Source organism: Pectinatus frisingensis, assembly GCF_015732285.1.
Lineage (GTDB): Bacteria > Bacillota > Negativicutes > Selenomonadales > Selenomonadaceae > Pectinatus > Pectinatus frisingensis.
The window spans coordinates 17,009-34,796 of the sequence record NZ_WIQU01000069.1 but is presented as its reverse complement, the minus strand read 5'-3'; the positions used below and the strand labels follow the sequence as shown (position 1 = coordinate 34,796).

General features: G+C 39.0%; 18 protein-coding genes. 1 reads left to right on the top strand and 17 read right to left on the bottom strand.

All coding sequences use genetic code 11. From position 1 onward, the window contains the following. Window positions 1-38: 38 nt before the first annotated feature. From I6751_RS13455 to I6751_RS13390, 14 genes are all read right to left on the bottom strand, one after another. Window positions 39-1,319 (bottom strand): MlaD family protein, encoded by a 1,281-nt coding sequence (locus tag I6751_RS13455; protein WP_196591347.1) that lies wholly within the window; start codon window positions 1,317-1,319, stop codon window positions 39-41. A gap of 29 nt (window positions 1,320-1,348) precedes the next feature. After that, on the bottom strand, window positions 1,349-2,077 hold the full coding sequence (locus I6751_RS13450; protein ID WP_196591378.1) for an ABC transporter ATP-binding protein: 729 nt from the start codon (window positions 2,075-2,077) through the stop codon (window positions 1,349-1,351). A 13-nt stretch (window positions 2,078-2,090) separates the two neighbouring features. Beyond that, window positions 2,091-2,858 (bottom strand): MlaE family ABC transporter permease, encoded by a 768-nt coding sequence (locus I6751_RS13445; RefSeq protein WP_196591346.1) that lies wholly within the window; start codon window positions 2,856-2,858, stop codon window positions 2,091-2,093. Between the two features lie 98 nt (window positions 2,859-2,956). Next, window positions 2,957-4,936, bottom strand: a complete 1,980-nt coding sequence (locus I6751_RS13440; protein ID WP_231037911.1) for a SpoIVB peptidase S55 domain-containing protein — start codon at window positions 4,934-4,936, stop codon at window positions 2,957-2,959. A gap of 61 nt (window positions 4,937-4,997) precedes the next feature. Further along, the gene (locus I6751_RS13435) at window positions 4,998-5,297 is read right to left on the bottom strand and encodes a biotin/lipoyl-containing protein (protein WP_182187762.1); all 300 of its coding nucleotides are present in this window, start codon (window positions 5,295-5,297) and stop codon (window positions 4,998-5,000) included. 123 nt (window positions 5,298-5,420) lie between these two features. Continuing rightward, entirely contained in the window at window positions 5,421-6,821 is a 1,401-nt protein-coding gene (locus I6751_RS13430) for a phosphodiester glycosidase family protein (protein ID WP_196591345.1), read from the bottom strand. A 125-nt stretch (window positions 6,822-6,946) separates the two neighbouring features. Continuing rightward, window positions 6,947-7,357, bottom strand: coding sequence for a rod-binding protein (locus I6751_RS13425; protein WP_182187760.1), 411 nt, complete (start codon window positions 7,355-7,357; stop codon window positions 6,947-6,949). 21 nt (window positions 7,358-7,378) lie between these two features. After that, window positions 7,379-8,488 (bottom strand): flagellar basal body P-ring protein FlgI, encoded by a 1,110-nt coding sequence (locus I6751_RS13420; protein ID WP_182187759.1) that lies wholly within the window; start codon window positions 8,486-8,488, stop codon window positions 7,379-7,381. Window positions 8,489-8,511: 23 nt separating this feature from the next. After that, window positions 8,512-9,087, bottom strand: coding sequence for a flagellar basal body L-ring protein FlgH (locus I6751_RS13415; protein WP_229711517.1), 576 nt, complete (start codon window positions 9,085-9,087; stop codon window positions 8,512-8,514). Between the two features lie 49 nt (window positions 9,088-9,136). Beyond that, entirely contained in the window at window positions 9,137-10,114 is a 978-nt protein-coding gene (gene flgA / locus I6751_RS13410) for a flagellar basal body P-ring formation chaperone FlgA (protein WP_196591344.1), read from the bottom strand. 14 nt (window positions 10,115-10,128) lie between these two features. Further along, a complete protein-coding gene (gene flgG, locus I6751_RS13405; protein WP_196591343.1) occupies window positions 10,129-10,923 on the bottom strand; it encodes a flagellar basal-body rod protein FlgG in 795 nt (264 codons plus the stop codon). 50 nt (window positions 10,924-10,973) lie between these two features. Next, window positions 10,974-11,819 (bottom strand): flagellar basal-body rod protein FlgF, encoded by an 846-nt coding sequence (gene flgF, locus I6751_RS13400; RefSeq protein ID WP_182187755.1) that lies wholly within the window; start codon window positions 11,817-11,819, stop codon window positions 10,974-10,976. Window positions 11,820-11,915: 96 nt separating this feature from the next. Further along, window positions 11,916-12,929, bottom strand: coding sequence for a rod shape-determining protein (mreB, locus tag I6751_RS13395; protein WP_182187754.1), 1,014 nt, complete (start codon window positions 12,927-12,929; stop codon window positions 11,916-11,918). Window positions 12,930-13,075: 146 nt separating this feature from the next. Then, on the bottom strand, window positions 13,076-13,612 hold the full coding sequence (locus I6751_RS13390) for a GNAT family N-acetyltransferase (protein ID WP_196591342.1): 537 nt from the start codon (window positions 13,610-13,612) through the stop codon (window positions 13,076-13,078). Between the two features lie 262 nt (window positions 13,613-13,874). Here I6751_RS13390 and I6751_RS13385 point away from each other — a divergent pair, with 262 nt between their 5' ends. Further along, window positions 13,875-14,876 (top strand): phosphatase domain-containing putative toxin, encoded by a 1,002-nt coding sequence (locus I6751_RS13385; protein WP_196591341.1) that lies wholly within the window; start codon window positions 13,875-13,877, stop codon window positions 14,874-14,876. 67 nt (window positions 14,877-14,943) lie between these two features. Here I6751_RS13385 and I6751_RS13380 read toward each other — a convergent pair whose 3' ends face one another. The 3 genes from I6751_RS13380 to I6751_RS13370 all read right to left on the bottom strand — a co-directional run bounded on the left by I6751_RS13380 (window position 14,944) and on the right by I6751_RS13370 (window position 17,577). Further along, entirely contained in the window at window positions 14,944-15,822 is an 879-nt protein-coding gene (locus I6751_RS13380) for a hypothetical protein (RefSeq protein ID WP_182187751.1), read from the bottom strand. 9 nt (window positions 15,823-15,831) lie between these two features. Beyond that, window positions 15,832-16,779, bottom strand: a complete 948-nt coding sequence (locus tag I6751_RS13375; RefSeq protein WP_182187750.1) for a phosphodiester glycosidase family protein — start codon at window positions 16,777-16,779, stop codon at window positions 15,832-15,834. A gap of 279 nt (window positions 16,780-17,058) precedes the next feature. After that, window positions 17,059-17,577 carry a hypothetical protein gene (locus I6751_RS13370; RefSeq protein WP_182187749.1) on the bottom strand — a complete coding sequence of 173 codons (519 nt, stop codon included), beginning with the start codon at window positions 17,575-17,577 and terminating at the stop codon, window positions 17,059-17,061. Window positions 17,578-17,788 lie beyond the last annotated feature (211 nt).

Here is a 17,788-nt window from a genome sequence, read left to right as displayed (position 1 = left end):
TTCCTCCTAAAATGTACGTCATCCTAAAACTATATTTACTAAAATTCTTTGCGTATTCCTAAATATGCAGCTCTATCCGTCTGTTTGTTAACATCATTAATCTGCCCCAATAAATAAAAATCCGGAGCCAGCCGATATTGCCCACGCAGCTTCAATCTTATATCATCAGTATCATATGCATCAAGAGAAAACTTCCAAGGCCCACTATATGCATCCAAGCCAATTCCAGCCTTATTATCGACAAGCCCTATACGTCCGGAAAAAGAATCATTTCCTGTTCCCAACTGCAAATTTGTCGCTGGATTATCCCCGCCGATATCATCACCGCCAAACAGCAGAAAATCATTAGAACTATTACTGTATACTTTCAAGTCAGCATTCAGCATCATATCTGATTTTCCGCCGCTATACAAAATATCGGCACCGGCCTTAGTTTTTATTGAACTGATTTTTTTCATCATATTATCAGCTCGATCAGAAACATTTTTGGCATTATGGATAATCTTCTGTAAGTCGTCAGCTGTCTGTGGATCTGAAACTACCGGTTCCAAATTTGCCGCCATATGTTCAATCCTTGCACTGGTGCTGGACATATTAGCTACCGTAGCACGAATGTCATTCGTTAATTGCCCGTCACCATTCAATTGATCAACCATAGTTTCAACACTGCCCGCTGTACGCTGCATACTTGAAGTAAGTAATGTCATATTTTGTATTATATCATTTATATTACCCTCATTGCTAATCGACACTCTGGCTAGAACAGCTGTAGCCTCATCCATATTAGCTGTTATATTCTTCAGATTTGCAGCAGTTTCCACAAGTGAATCTTGTACTTCGGGATTGCCAAGTACTTTATTCATTGATGTAACCAAATCATTGACTTTATCTAATGTTTGAGATGCTGATGCGACCAATGATTCAATCGTATATTCTTCAGTGCCATTTACTACATCCCCGTCTGCTATATATACACCATTGTCAGTGCCATCGGAATAGATATTAACAAACTTTTCTCCCATAATGCCGTCACTGGCTATCGTCACTGTAGAAGACTTTGGTATTTTTACATCTTTTCTTATTTCTAAAGTAACTTTAGCTCCGGTTCCATCGGTTTTTACAGCTTTTACTTCTCCCACATTAACACCGGCATAACGCACCAGCGCACCTGGTTTAAGTCCATTCACGTATTTGAACAGTGCAGTCGCACTGTAATGCGGTGGTTCGCCAAAGCTGATATGTCCCAATTGAACGATGATCACTGATGCTAAGATAAGTGCCATTATAGTAAATGCGCCCACTTTAGCTTCTGTTGTCATGTTCTCACTCCCATCATGCAAATAATGTATTAGCTTTTTCCACCATGGATAAATTCCCTCACTCGTTCATCAGTGGAGTTTTTTATATTATCCGGATTATCTACTGCTATTATTTGTCCTTCATAAACCATGGCAATTCTGTCCGCCATGTAATATGCACTGTTAATATCATGCGTAACGACTACTGACGTCACTTTCATCATTTCCTGTGTATATTTTATCAATTTATCAATTTTCCCGGCCATAATCGGATCAAGACCGGATGTCGGTTCATCATAAAGAATTATTTCCGGTTCAAATGCTATTACTCTGGCTAAGCTTACCCTTTTCTTCATTCCGCCGGACAATTCATTCGGCAGATATTTACCAAAGCCTTTAAGACCCACAGTATCAAGTTTTTCTTCAACTACACGCTGTATTTCATTTTCAGATAAATTACTATGTTCCCTAAGTCCAAAAGCCACGTTATCCGCTACAGTCATTGAATCGAACAATGCTGAATATTGGAAAACCATCCCCATACTAAGCCGTACTTTATCAAGTTCATCTTCTTTTAATGTCGTGATATCCTTATTTTTTATCCATATCTGACCACTAGTAGGATATTCCAGTCCAATCATCAGTTTAAGTAAAGTGCTTTTACCTGATCCACTGGCACCTATAATGGCCATTGTTTCTCCCTTTTCTACTGACAAATTAATATGCTCTAATACCTTATGTTTTTTAAAAGACTTATTCACATCTACCAAATTTATGATCATCTGCATCACCTCACCGGTATAAAAGCATCGACAAAAAGCAATTAAAGAAAAATATAGCAATTATTGCATCCACAACCGATTTTGTTGTAGCCTTACCTACACCTTCAGCCCCGTTTGCCGCATTCATGCCATAATAGCAACCTATTGTAGCAATTATAGCACCAAATACCACAGCTTTAATAAGCCCGCCCGTAAAGTCATGAATGATCACAAATGTATTTATTGACTGCATATACATAAAAGATGATATCCCATAATAATTTGCCACAATCCAGCCGCCAAATGAGCCAATTATGTCACCAAACACCACTAGCAAAGGAAGCATTAACATGCAGGCAATTAAACGAGGAACCACTAAATATCCCACTGGGTTAACAGCCATTACCTTCAAGGCATCTATTTGCTCCGTAACCTTCATTGTGCTTAACTCTGCCGTTATTGCAGCTCCTACTCGTCCGGCCGCTACTACACCTACCAGCACCGGTCCCAGTTCTCTTCCCACGGCAATTGTCACAACTCCGCCAACTGTCGACTGTGCACCAAATTTTAAAAATTCCGCAACAGTCTGCAAAGTCAAAACCATACCGGTAAATAATAATGTAAGTGCAACTATCGGCAATGTATCAACACCCAAATGGGCCATTTGTTCCAATACATGACTAAACCGGGGAGCTCGTTTACACTGGCGCAATGTCTGTAAAAACAATATCACAAATCCGCCCCATGTTTCAAGCGCTTTTAAAACAATGGCACCGATTTTTTCCAGTATAAACATCATTTCACATCCTTATTATTATTTAACATCCTATCTAATGATTTTAACAATAATAAAAAAAATAGTAAATACTAATTTACTATTTTTTTTAGTCAATTCATTCATTTTTTAATTACCAGGTTAATTCTAACCACATTATCAATAATATAATCGGTAGTAGCCTTAATTTCCTGCGGTGCTGCAGGTTTTTTCCCCAGCTGCCCGCTTTCTTCCAGCTGTTTTTGTACTTTCAAAGCATCTTCCACCGCTTTTTTCTGTTCTTTATCACTCATTATTGGCGGCGCAATTTGCGCGACAATAATATCATTATTTTTATCAGTCTGCAAAAAATCGTTTATTTTATCAGATGCCGTCTGAGTTTTATCTTCTTCCGGACTTAGATCAACCCCTTGCATAGCCAGTGCTGCCACCGGTATCAATCCGCCGCCCCGTATTTCCAGATACATTTCGCCCGAAGCTTCATTTTTAGGTATAGTATAAGGTACAAGTATTTGTTCTTTTTGTCCACGGTACGGTTGTAATGTAACCTTTAAATTCACTATATCGCCCGGATAAGCAACAGCTCTATCAGGAACAACACTTATTATTGAAGCTGTTTTGCGTTTTTCGTCAAAGGAAAGTTTCATGTCTATTCCTAAAATATCATATTGCTTATTGGTGTCAGCACAAATGATATTGAGCAGTTGCAATAATTCGCCAACGGAAAATTGCCCCACATCAGCATTATTATAGTACATATTGCTACGAGTAATTTTACCGGAGTCCACCGCATTCGTCCTAATGGCGAACTCAACATTGGCTGTACCCGAGCTTAAACTATCAATTGTCCTGTCAAGTGAAGCATATGCAATACTGGCGGCTAAGTTAGGCAGCAGATCTTCATCATATGCAATGTTTGCAGCATAAACATTATGCCGTTCAAGCAATTTGTCATCCACTGTGACCTTTATCGGAACCACCGACGGATATTTGCCGATAATACCACTGACACCTGAATAACGATCCTGATTTATCCGTCCGATTATCTTACCAAAAGATGACACTTTCTGCCCATTTACTAATCCGCTGGCTGTTCCAACAATATCGGCATCCGTCATAAAATAATTAACATTGCCACGATATGTGAACGGATGTCCAAAAGCCAGTATTTTATTACCGTCTATGGCTGTAATTGTTCCTATCGCCCCTACAGAAAAATCACCGTAGGAAAGTGCTACTCCAACAGAACTTCCCGGCTGCACCGCTGTATTGCCAACAAGGCTGCCGGTACTTTGTTTTGTCGTCATTAGACCAGTTTCATATGGGTACATATTAAATGGAGCCAATTCTTTTTTTAAATAATCCAATCCCGCACCGGAAAAGCCATTAACGGCCAATGGTATACCTTCCTGTACCGTATCATCTTCCCCACCATATTTATTTTTCCAATTAGTCATATCAACAAATTCTGTTTTTACTGCCTTTTCAGCTGTATTATTTTGTTGTTCAGACTGCATTGCGGCTTTTGCTGCTTTCGTTACTTTTCTTGCGGTAACAGCCGCCATATTATTATTTGCTGCCGGCTGACCCTTTTTTAAAAGTCTGGCTAATTCCTCATTATCAGCCACCACACGCTGCGCACTACTGGGCAAATCGATTTTAACCTGATTTATCTGGCCCGTATCAGCCTTAGGATCGGGAAACTGCCAAAGCTGCAGCATATCTTCAATTGGTGTTATATAAAATACCCGCGGATTGGTATCACTGCCAATTCCTCTGGCAACTGCCCCTATCAATCTACCGTCCACATACACCGGGCTACCGCTCATACCATGAATAACACCATTAGTATCATTTATAATAGGTCCATACGCTTCTGCCATTATCTGTTTGGATGCGCCCTTGCCATTATCCTCTACTCCAATTATTTTTACATTGAAACTTTCTATTTCATTGCCTTGTACAACCGTCTTAGCCGTACCGATCATACCCGGATGCAATTGCTGGGTAGTTAAAATTTCCGGCATCGCCATAACATTAGCCGTTCCTGTCAATAAAAAGAAAGTTAATATCCCAATTAAGTATTTTAATTTTTTTTGCAATAAATTCACCTCAAAATAGCCATTTTCTGATTTTAACCAACTTCCTAATCTAACCAATATTTTATTGTACTACTATTCTTGCTACTATCTGACCTGATTTTATCATTTGTCCAGGTGATACCAGCACTTCCTTTACCACGCCATCGGCTGAAGCCCGACAAGCTGCTGTACTGCCCGTCATTGTTTCTATTCTTACCAAATCATTTCCCTCCTGCACCGTTGCCCCCGGCTGTGCCGTCCATGATACAGTCCCTGATAACGCGGATACTTCATTAGTCACTGCTTGTGCCGATGCCATATGATAAATGCCTGCCAGTGCAATAATACCTACCAACACTATTCCCAATATTTTCTTCTTCATTTTCCCAACTCCTCTGCTATATATATCTGATTAAACATTTCTAAATTTATAATATCTTAATAATCATTATACATTAGAAGTGTTTAATAGCAAGAAGAATCTTTATAAACATAAAAATTCCTATTATCTTTTGACAACTGCCAATGCTACACCAACCGGACGTTCCATCCCATCTGAAGGAGTATTTTCAATTTCTCCGCCTAACACTATTTCAGAAGAACCGCCGCCATCAAAATTAACAGCATCTTTTGCTCCAAATTGAGTCAATAACTGTGCCAACCCATTTAAAGTCAATCCATCACTTTGTGCACAGCGACCATCAACAACAACTAATAATACATGTCCGTCACTTTTTATTGCTGCCGCAGTACGTGGTGCCTGTCCTCCTGTCACATCCGGACCAATTTGCTCTTCATCGGCATTTATACTGATTTGCCCATCCTTTACCAGCCGCGGTCCCACACCTACTATTTCCAAAGCATTATTCCATGCAGTCCCTAAATTTTCATTGATCGTCATCTCATCACCGACTTTGAGCCCGCTAAGACTATCTTTCATACTTCCATGCGCTGAAATAACTGTTTGTCCATCACGAAGCGTTGTATCATTGGTATTAATTTTGGCTATTTTATTATTAACTACAGTATATTCTATTCCATATTCATTGGTTCCCGTACTGCTGCCAAAGAAAGAATTATATTCTACAATAGTATCGGCACTACGTTCACAGTTTACTCCACTTATCGGAAAATCACCATTCTTGGTATGAATACTCCCATCATAATTGACAGTTGCAATTATTGGTTTATTATTGTTGTCCACTCCAAAAGCAGTGCGCGGTAAATAAGTAGTAGTTGCTATTGTTCCATCTATTTTAGTTAAACCATATACATCTTTAGTACCGCCGAAATATGATGCATTAACGGCAGCTGCGGCATTATAATAATCAGACATACTCGACACCGTATTTTTGCCTAACGTGCGCCCGCCGCCCAGCACCGGAACAAAAGTAAATTTGGCAGGATCTACATTTAATATATATGCCTTCAACACACCTGACTCATTACGCCTGTTATATACCGTATAATCAAGTCCGCTTTCAACATTTTGTGTTATAGAATGTTCGTAATAACGCTGTATATCGATAAAAATTCTGTCTGGATTATGCAATACATTAACTTCATAAGGCACCACCTGATTCAAAGCTATGGTTGCACGACAGCCTGACTGCGTGTTTTTAATAGTAACAGTCTGGACCACATCATCATTAATATTCATCACACTTTGTACTTTTGCTGCATCCACACCAGAAAAATCTATTGTTATATTTTTACCGGACTGATCAACCGCTGTCTGATATACCGGTAAACTGTCAAACTGAAAAACAACACGCACTTTTTCCTGTGATATGCTGGAACGGGCAGCATTCATACTTATTGGACGATTTGCTGCCAATGCCGCTGCCTGACAAACAATAAGTAAAAAAATCACTGAACTAAATACTCTATAAAAAATTTTTTTCACTTGTCTTATAGTCTCCCTCATCAACAAAATTAAAAGAGACTATTGCAAAATAATCTATCTACAGCTGAAACCAAGCACAATATTTCAACTGATAAACATATCTGCAACAGCCTCTTTAATAGCAACTACGCTTGTTTTTTATAGGCATTTGCCGCAATTGGCAAAGGTGGTTTTACATCTTGTTCTTTTATCTGTCGATAAAGCATGTCGGCCAATCCTACACCGCCAGCTTCAGCAATATTTTTTGTCATTTCCGTATCATGCATGGAGCGCAAAATATTATCAGCATTGGAATCGCCTAAAAGTGAATCCTTAGGTACAGTATCGCGCATCTGTTTATACATTAAATCAAGAAATACCGCCTCAAACTGTTTACATGCATCCTTAAGTTTAGCATCACTTTTAGCTGTATCAGAAGATTTATCCACAGCACTTTCTTTCAAAGCCTCACTCGTTTTTTTCAACTGAGCCGCTTCCTGCATTTGATTGGCCTGTTCCATTGCCGGTGATGCTGTGAGTGGATTCACTGATTCCATATTTTTCTCCTTTAACAAAAATCAAATTACTTGTAAATCCGCGTGCAATGCACCCGATGTCTTCATTGCCTGCAAAATTGCGATAATATCCCTTGGTGTGGCACCGACAGCATTCAAGGCCCCTACTACATCATTCACACTGGCCGTTGCGTTAAGCACTATTGTATTGGCTTTTTGTTCATTGACCTTGGTATTAGTATTTTTAGTGACTATTGTATTCCCCATGCTATAAGGGGATGGCTGATACACATCTGTTGTTTTATCAATGCTTATGCTGAGACCACCCTGCGCAATCGCCACTTTATCAACACTTATATTTCCTCCCATCACAATAGTTCCCGTACGTTCATTAACGACAACTTTTGCCGGAGAATCTGGTACAACTGATAAGTTTTCTATATCAGATACAAATCCAACGATATTATTACGATAATAAGATGGTATCGTAACATCAACACGTCCCGGGCTGGCAGCTGATGCAATTCCGCCAAAATTAGCATTTATTGCCCCGGCAATACGTGATGCCGTTGAAAAATCAGCATTATCTAATGAAAATGATATATTGCCATTTTGCCCCAGCGTATCTTCTACCGTCTGTTCAACAATCGCGCCATTACTGGCAGTACCGACCGTAGTAATATTCTTGCTCCGCCCTGATGCAGAATAACCACCGGTGGCTATTGGCCCCTGCGCCACAGCATAAACCTGTCCATTACCGGCTTTTAACGGTGTCTGTAAAAGCACTCCGCCGGATAAGCTTTTGGCATCACCCATGGATGATGCTGTAAAATCAATGTTATCACCGGCATGGGCAAATGGTGGCAATGTTGCTGTCACCATAACAGCTGCAACATTTTTTGTCTTTAAGGTTGCCGTGTCAACACTTACACCGAAACTCTTCAGCATATTGGCCACTGAGCTGAGTGTTTCCAAGGTCTTATTGGTATCTCCGCTGCCTTGCAGTCCGACTACCAATCCATATCCGACTAATTGGTTTGATCTTACTCCCTCAACTTTAGCTATATCCTTTATTCTGGCAGCAGATACATCTGCTGCCAAAGCAATGCTCCCTGCGAATGTCAATATGCAAAACACTGCCAGCAAGCTCAAAGGCCTTAATATATTACGCATTTATTCTCCTCTTATCTTTACAATTAAAAGAGTATATTAAGTATTTGTGTCAAAATACCCTGTCTTTGTTTTGCATTCAATGGGCCCTTACCATCAAATTTCAATGTGGCATCAGCCACCAAATAAGATGGTACCGTATTATCATATGTAACATCATCAGGACGCACTACGCCATTTAAAGTTATTTTATGTTCATCTTTATTCTGCCAAATTGACTGTGTTCCCTCAACTAACATATTTCCATTAGGTTTTACATCAACAACCGTAACTGTTATCTTGCCATTGACACTATTTGTATCCTTTGATGAGCCGTTGGCTTTAAAACTATCTGATTGATTGGCACTGGCCTGTGCCAAAAAACTGAATATACCTGCACCGGCCCCCAATGAATTACTGCCCGATTTGCCATTACTCATTGATTTCGTTGTATTAGTAGACGATGATTCACTGATGATAATAGTCAATGTATCACCGATATTATGCGCCTTATGATCAGCAAAAAGATTCATCGACGAGCCCGTTTGTGTTTCCGCCCACAAGGACTGCGCCTGTCCGCCAGTCTGCCAATAAACAGTTATTATGCAGACAAATAGGCTCATTATTATAATCTGCTTAAATTTCATTATATCACCCACGCTTCATAAATCACTAATCCAATTGGACTTCAACCGTATTTTCATCGACTACTTTTCCGTTTACAATAGTTCCTGTCACCGTATTTTTCACTTGAATAAAATCATCCTTACCGCCGTCGGCCATCGCAAGCCCATCCGTTTGAACGTTTAAACCATTTTTATTAGCAACTATATGAACCAGTGCTCCTCGTTTTATCAAAATAGGTTTTGTTAAAAAACTTTCGCGTAATAAATCACCCGGCTTAAGCGGATATCGGGACATTCTTCCAACAGCTTTATTCAAATCAAATACATAATCCGTTACCACGGGTCCGACTTCTTTTTTTTCTATACGAACATCTTGTTCAGTCAGCGGGGTATTAGCTCGTACAGCTCTTGCAGCGACTGCGACTTCATCCATTACGTGCAGCTGAAACCGGCATAACACCCGTGCTGTCGTTTGCCCTTTTACATTTAAATCCACATATACAACAGTAGGCACTGTATATTTTATTCCATAAGGAATTTGCGCATCAAAAGTAAGCTGTCCCGGTGGCACTACCGTATCTGACGGAGGTGTCAGTACATCAAACGTCCAACTACGCTGCTCCCCGTTTTGTTCCATCGTTTCTTTTATTTTGGACTGAGCTGTTGCAATGATCTGATCCGACGACACGGTCTGAGACGCCCGTGTTATTGTCACAGCATCAGGTACTGACCATGTTATATCACTACTGTCTATACCTGATGACTGTATTCTTAATCTCAATACATATGCCGACAAGGTTCTTACACTGCCCGGTTTATTCATAATACCCAATTTCATATTTATCAACTGCTGCCGCCGTTGCTCATCAGCGCAACTAATGTCAGCAATCGATCCCAGGAGGATATCTTCCCCCCATACCAATCCTGTATCGTGAATAACTACCCAGGCTGGTGCGGCCGCATATGATAATGAAATCATCAAGGAGAAAAAAACTGCCGCCAATATTACAACTTTTTTCATCATCTCAAATGATCCTATCAGCGTTTCAATCCATTTGCTATTTCCAGCATAGAGTCACATGTTGTTATAGCCTTGGCATTTGATTCATAAGCTCGCTGAGCAACAATCATGTTAACCATTTCATCAGCTACCTGTACATTGGACATTTCAAGATAACCCTGCGTTATAGTTCCCGCTCCATCTTCACCCGGATTATTTTCAATTGGATCACCTGATGCACTTGTCTGATAAAAAATATTTTTCCCCTGAGCTGATAATCCTGCCGGATTAACAAATCTCACTATTGTAATCTGCCCAACTTCTTCCGGTGTATTCTGCCCAGCCGGTGTGGCCGATACTGTTCCATCACTGCCAATGGTTATTGAGTCAGACGGTGCATTTTCAGGAATAGTTATTTCTGGCTCCAGGGGATAACCATCCGATGTAACCATGCGCCGTGTTTCATCTAGTTTAAACGAACCGTCACGTGTATACCCAATGGTCCCATCCGGCATCGTAACCTGAAAAAAGCCGTCACCATCGATTACCATATCAGTAGGATTGCCTGTTGATTGATAATTTCCCTGTGTAAAAATTCTGTTAGTGGCAGATAAACGAGCTCCATGGCCAGCCTGCATTGCCGCCGGATAAGTTGTGCCCGGGCCGCTGGTGGAACCTGGTTGACGCAATGTCTGATATATAAGATCCTGAAATTCAGCACGTTGTTTTTTATACCCTGTAGTATTAACATTGGCTAAATTATTAGAAATAACATCCATGTTTTGCTGCTGTGTAGTCATACCGGTAGCAGCAGTCCAAAGTGCCCTCATCATAGTTATAAGACTCCTTTCAATTACATCATTTCATTATTCTCAGCCATATTCTATGAAACCCGTCCTACATCATTGACTGCCTTATCCAAAAGAGAATCCTGTGTGGTCAATGCCTTGGAATCAGCCTCATACGTACGGTAATTATTAATTAGTTCAACCATTTCCTTGGCTACATTGACATTGGATCTTTCAAGGAAGCCTTGTTGTATTGAAGCATTTGCAGCCTGTGGTCTGGCACCATTCTGCGGATAATACAGATTATTTCCTTCTTTGATTAGTGCCCTGCGATCAGCAAAATTAACTACCTGAATTTGTCCGACATCCTGCCCGCCTGCATTCACCGTTCCATCACTGCCGATATTTATATCTGCCGTATCCGGGGGCAAGTTTATCGCACTGCCATTTGTTCCCAATACCGCCTGATTATTAGCCGTAACCAGCTGTCCTGCTGCAGACCGGTAAAAATTGCCATCACGTGTATAGCGTACTCCCTGAGGTGTATTAACAGCAAAATAACCGTCGCCAGTCAATGCCAAATCTAATTTATTACCAGTATTTTCAAGAGCGCCTTGATCACGTATCACCGCAATTTCCGCAATTTTTGCACCACGACCTAACGAACCGATCACCGGTGCACCGCTGCCATTATCAGCTGCTACCGTTCCTTTCAGCAAGTAATTCCTGGCTGTATCAATATTTTGCAGATCACTGATATTTCCCTGTCCTGTTTCATCATCATTGATCCGCCGCAATAATACCGACTCAAACTCTTCACTTACGGCCTCATCCTTTTTATAGCCGGTGGTGTTTACATTAGCCAAATTATTGGCTATCGTATCAGTCCGTATCTGTTCAGTCATCATTCCTGCAGCAGCCGTGTACAATCCCCGCAGCATTTTATCACTCCCAAATCATACCTTACAATTACCAATATACAAATAACAATATATATCATATTCGCTAAAAATAAGTACTATCCTTTAACAAATTTATTAAATATCACGATCATGCTCTTTTCCTAATTTGTCTATACATTCTAAAGCTTTTCCAGTACCAAGGGCAACACAGGAAAGTGGATTTTCTGCCAGATACGTTGGAATTGCCGTTTCTTTTTGTATAAGCTTGTCAAGTCCGTACAGCATTGAACCACCGCCTGTCATCACAATACCATGATCTATTATATCAGAAGCAAGTTCCGGCGGAGTATTCTCCAAAGTCTTTTTCACACATTGCACTATTGATGAAACAGAATCCTTTAACGCTTCAGCAATTTCGTCAGAGGTCAATTTAATCACCTTTGGCAGGCCGCTTAATAAATCTCTGCCGCGGTACTCCATTTCGACACTGCGTTCTCCCTTTACTGCTGCACCTACTTCTATTTTTATATTTTCCGCCGTACGTTCACCGATCATCACATTATGATTAACTTTAATAGACTTAATTATTGCTTCATCAAACTTATCTCCGGCCACTCGCAACGACTCGCTGACAACTACACCGCCGAGACTTATAACAGCGACATCAGTTGTTCCACCGCCAATATCAACTACCATTGAACCCTGCGGTTCTGAAACATCTATACCGACTCCCAATGCTGCCGCCATCGGTTCTTCTATAAGATAAGCGGTTGATGCACCTGCTTGTCTTGCAGCCTGTCTTACCGCTCTTTTTTCAACAGTGGTAACTTTAGATGGTACACATATCATAATACGCGGTTTAGAAAAAAAACTGTGTCCGACAACTTTTTCAATAAAATATTGGATCATCTTTTCCGTTATATCATAATCAGCAATCACGCCGTCACGCAACGGCCTTATCGCCACAATGTTCCCTGGAGTACGGCCAATCATTTTTCTTGCTGCCGAGCCTATCTCAAGGATTCTGTCACTGTCCCTGTCAACGGCAACTACAGATGGTTCACGTAAGACTATTCCCTTTCCCTTTACATATATCAAAACATTGGCAGTCCCCAAATCAATGCCAATATCTCTAACCATGCTAAACATCAAAATTCCTCCCAAAACTAAAAGTGCTACATGTTTATTACTATATAATATTATAGTGACATTATCAATATATATTCAGCATCTTTCGAATAAAGCATTGATTAAAATGTAAGTTTTTTCTCTCATCTATCATTATTTATAAATTTTTATAAATCATTTTTCTGCTGCGCAAAATATTCCCGGTCAAGTATCCCCAATATCACTAAATTTTCATATACTCCGTCAGTGAGAATTGTTTCTCTAATAAAGCCTTCCCTGACAAGTCCTTCTGATTCATACACATGCAACGCCCTGGCATTATAATCTTTACAATCTAACCAAGCCCGGTGGAATTTCAAATCATCAAAAGCCCATGATTTAAGCATTTGCAATGTTTCATGCCCATAGCCTTTTCCTTTTTCGTCAAGTATAATCCGAGTAAATTCAATTTCCTTAGACGTATTATCCAACCCTGCTATCATTAAAAAACCAACTTTTTGTTTGGTATCAATAGTTTCAATGATAAGATGTGTCGCATCTTTTGTATTAAGAGTCTGCATATGTACTTCTCTGGTATAGGGAATTACATATTTGGCATTATCCGGCTTATATTCCACTTCCATTATATAATCCATATCAGCTTTTTGTGCCTGCCGAAACTGTAACCTTTTTCCTGTTTTTATTATTTTTCCATTATCTGTCATCTATCTTCAACTCCACATCAGCATATTTATATTTTTGATTATAACACATAGTCTCATATACAGTTAATTTAAAATCGATATTTTATTTAAAACCTAACTGTCATTTTCACAAAGCAATGATAATCAATTGACAAATACCAGTAAGTTTTTCTTTACAGCTGTAAAGAAAAATATATAATATAAACTATCTTTTAGTTATTAATTTTATTTTCCTAATACCGAAAAGTGTTCCAAATAATTAACTATTTAAGGAGCTATGCATATGCCACGAAAAAACATAATATCATTGTTATTAATCTTTCTAGCCATATTACTGCCATTTCCCATAAGTGTTTCTGCCCAAAAAACACCTCTGCCCCAAATTGCTCCTGCACAAACAATTTTAAAAATTGATCACCCAGATAAAAACCAACTTCCTGGTAAATTCCGCACAGTCAAATATCCTTTTATTACTGATATTGACCCCAAATATAAACAACAATTAGATGCAGCCTATCAACCCAGCCGAGTTGGGCTTGACACCCTTAATGCATCTGGTAGTGCACAACCTTCTTATAGCGAATTTCAGCAACTTGCTTCCTATTTAAAGCAGCAGACCAAAAATCCTATTTACATAATCGATCTGCGTCAGGAAAGTCATGGCATAATAAACGGTGATGCAGTCAGCTGGTACGGAAAGCATAATTGGGCTAACATTGGAAAAACAAGACAAACAATACTCAAAGAAGAACATTCTGCTCTTAAAAACACTTTGTATAAAACTATAACTGTTGCAAAAATAAATAAATATGATCAAATACGTTCCAGCAAAAATGAATTTGTCCGACAAGCTCTGACAGAAAAAGAAATGGTTCAAGCAGTTGGTCTTCATTACTTTCGTATTACAGCAACTGATCACTGCTGGCCGGCAGCAGAAAATATCGATAGATTTATAAACTTTTACAAAACTTTGCCATCCGATGTCTGGCTGCATTTTCATTGTCAGGCAGGACAAGGCAGAACGACTATTTTTATGGCAATGTTTGATATGATGCGTAATCCTGATATTCCGCTAAAAGATATTTTATATCGCCAATACCTGATTGGTGGTAATTACTCAGCTTATACGATAAATACAACCGATTCTTCTAAACAATGGAAAGCAAAATATTACAACGAAAAAGCAGCAATGATAAAAATATTTTATCAATATGTGCAGGCAAACCACACCAATAATTTTAAAACTATCTGGTCAGTCTGGCTGAAGAACCATTCAACAGTATAACCCGCTAAATAAAAAAACAGTTTAGCTGAATTTGAACTAATAAAATTCAGCTAAACTGTTTTTTTATTTACATGTTACGTACACTGTCCATTGTCACATCAGAAAAATCAGCTGGTTTTTCATAAGCCATGATCTTATGAAAACCTATGCCTAATTGGCCGCGATAAGCCGCGATCACCAAGTTACTGTCATTCCCGTCATATTTAGCAATAAAAATATTTTCATTTTCAGCACCGATCAAACGGAATTTTCCTGTCGGTGATATCACCCGCCAGCCACCGCTCGTACCATTCAACATATACACCGTTCCTGACTTAAGATTATCATATAAAAAAATATCCTTATCGGGAAACACAGCAATCTTGCCGATATTTTCAGCCTGAACATAGATACGGCGAGTATCATAATTGGCATCAGTACGGTAAATACGATAACGATCTTCCCCCACTTTTAACTTCATATATATCACATTTGTCGCTGTAGAATATGCCGCATCAACTATTTTACTGTTATCCGGAACATCCTTAAGCTGTGCAGCTGTTTTATGATCAGGCATCAATGGATTATATTGCCTTATATATACACCATATTTTCTTGTGGCAGGATCTTGTCCATATGTAGCTAAAATAGCGAGATTTCTATCGGGCAGCCACTCAAAAAAAGATACTTTTGCTCCGGCCAGGTCAACCTGTTCCGCTTTTTTATTTTTGTCATTTGAATCATAAACTGTTATCTTATCATCCTCTACTTTAGCCGCATAACGTTTATCATAAGAATAAAAAACCTTCCCGTCATTATTTTCGGCTAAGTTAAGTGTTTGCTGTTTGCCATCTCCAATATGAAAGCTTTCTGTTGGCGCCAGCACTATTCTATCTATATAATAATAAACGCCGCACTGCACAATAACCACTAAAGCAAATGCGTAAATAAATCTACGTATATTCATATACCTCTCCTATTTTATGATAAATGCTGTAGGAATCATTCGTTCGCCCAATAAATCCGCTGGTTTATTAACAACCTCTCCATTCAAATACAACGTTGAACTCGAGCCGCCATCCAGATTTGCCGCCGTATATGCACCCTGTTCATATAAAATATCCTGAACATCGCGCAAAGTTGCTCCTAACGAATATCCCGGCTGACGGCCATCAATGACTAAAAATAATACGGTACCATCGCGGCGCTGTCCGATGGCAGTACGTGGTCCGACTCCCCAGCCGCCATCCCCGTTGTTAATTGTCTTCTCACCATTAACAATAAGTGGCGGGCCAAAAGAAATTCCCTCCTGTACTCCTAATTCCTCCAATGTCTTTTTGCTGTACTTACCAACAAGCAGATTTCCTTCTTTATTAAAACCTACAAATTCATTTATCTCTGTTGGCAATGAGGTTTCTCCTAGTAAAAATTTCCCCTGATGAATTATAAAACCATACGGTTTACGACCTGTCCCTGTGCCATTATCATCATAAAATCCTCCGGCATTAATTGCTGCCAAAGCATCATTAGCAATTGCAATATTACTGGTTGTTTCTCCTTTTTCTCCCAAATTTTCAGCAGTTGCAACCTGTACTCGTTTCGGATTAGATATTTCCAGCAAAAATCCCTTATAACGTGCTGCCTCTATCGTTTGCAAATTAAGCGATGAATCGGTTCGGGCGTTAAGTTTAAATAGTTTTTGCTCTGGTGCCGCACTATCTTCTCCTACGATTTTGGCAAGTTCCTCCTGGCTAAAGAGCCACGTAATATATTGAGGATGTTTACTTTTCAACACTGCCCCAACTACCGTACGCTTCAAGTTTTCAAATGGTCCAAATAATATTATTAATGGTGCCGTAAGTATAAATAGTATTAACACTGTAGCTAAAAATTTTGCACCATTTTTTAAAATGCGCTTTTTCATTGGTCTCCCCAAAATATTTATTATCATGGTATTATGCCATGTCATCTATTATAGTTTAAAAACAACCACTAATAAAGCCGATAAATTTAACTTTTACTTAAAATCGCCATAATTTAATATTTTTATAAATTAAATTATCATTCTTATCCTACACTTATTAATCAACAAATATCCCATAACCATAACTCTGTAATACTTTTACATTACAAACACCGCCCAAAATAATATTAAGCGGTGTTTATAATCAATTTGCATATCGTAATATTGAATACACTTATATCAATAGTAAGCGCGATATATAAAGATAGACCTTATGCCCATCACTATAACAATTACTGTTCCCAACAGCAGCATGCCAATTGACGGTGCCGCCAGGAAAAATAATGACTCCTTCACAATATGAACGTTTCCTATTACAGGTGCACGCAGTGCCACTAAAAACCAAGATAAAGAATAACCTAATCCACCCAAGCCTAAAATAAAAGTCACGATCTGTCTGCAACGTTCTCCCGCATTTAAATTAGCCATTATCACCGACATTACCAATGCTGCAGTTCCTATTGCAGCAGCATGCATATGAGCCCGTTGCAGCATTTTCCATGAACTGTTTATAATATCTGTTATTTTCTGAGGATCATTTTGATATACATTCACTAATCCGGGTTGTGCCAATGTCATCCAGTAGTCTTTTATCTGTGATTCAGCACCTCCCATAGCTGCACCTATAATAAAACCAAATAATATAGTAATAACCGACAAGAGAATTCCCCATCTAACGGTATTAAGATTCTCACTCATTTATCCATTTCTCCCTAATTATAGTAATTGTTCATTCGTAATAATATAATGCTTCTTGGTATTATATGTCAAATTCTGTTATATACAGCATATATGCATTTTACCATACATAAGGATAATTTTAAGAAAATTATCCTATTATCATAATATTACTATATTTCACAGCTATATTATAATCTATCAATCATCCTTACGGCAAAAACAAGTCATC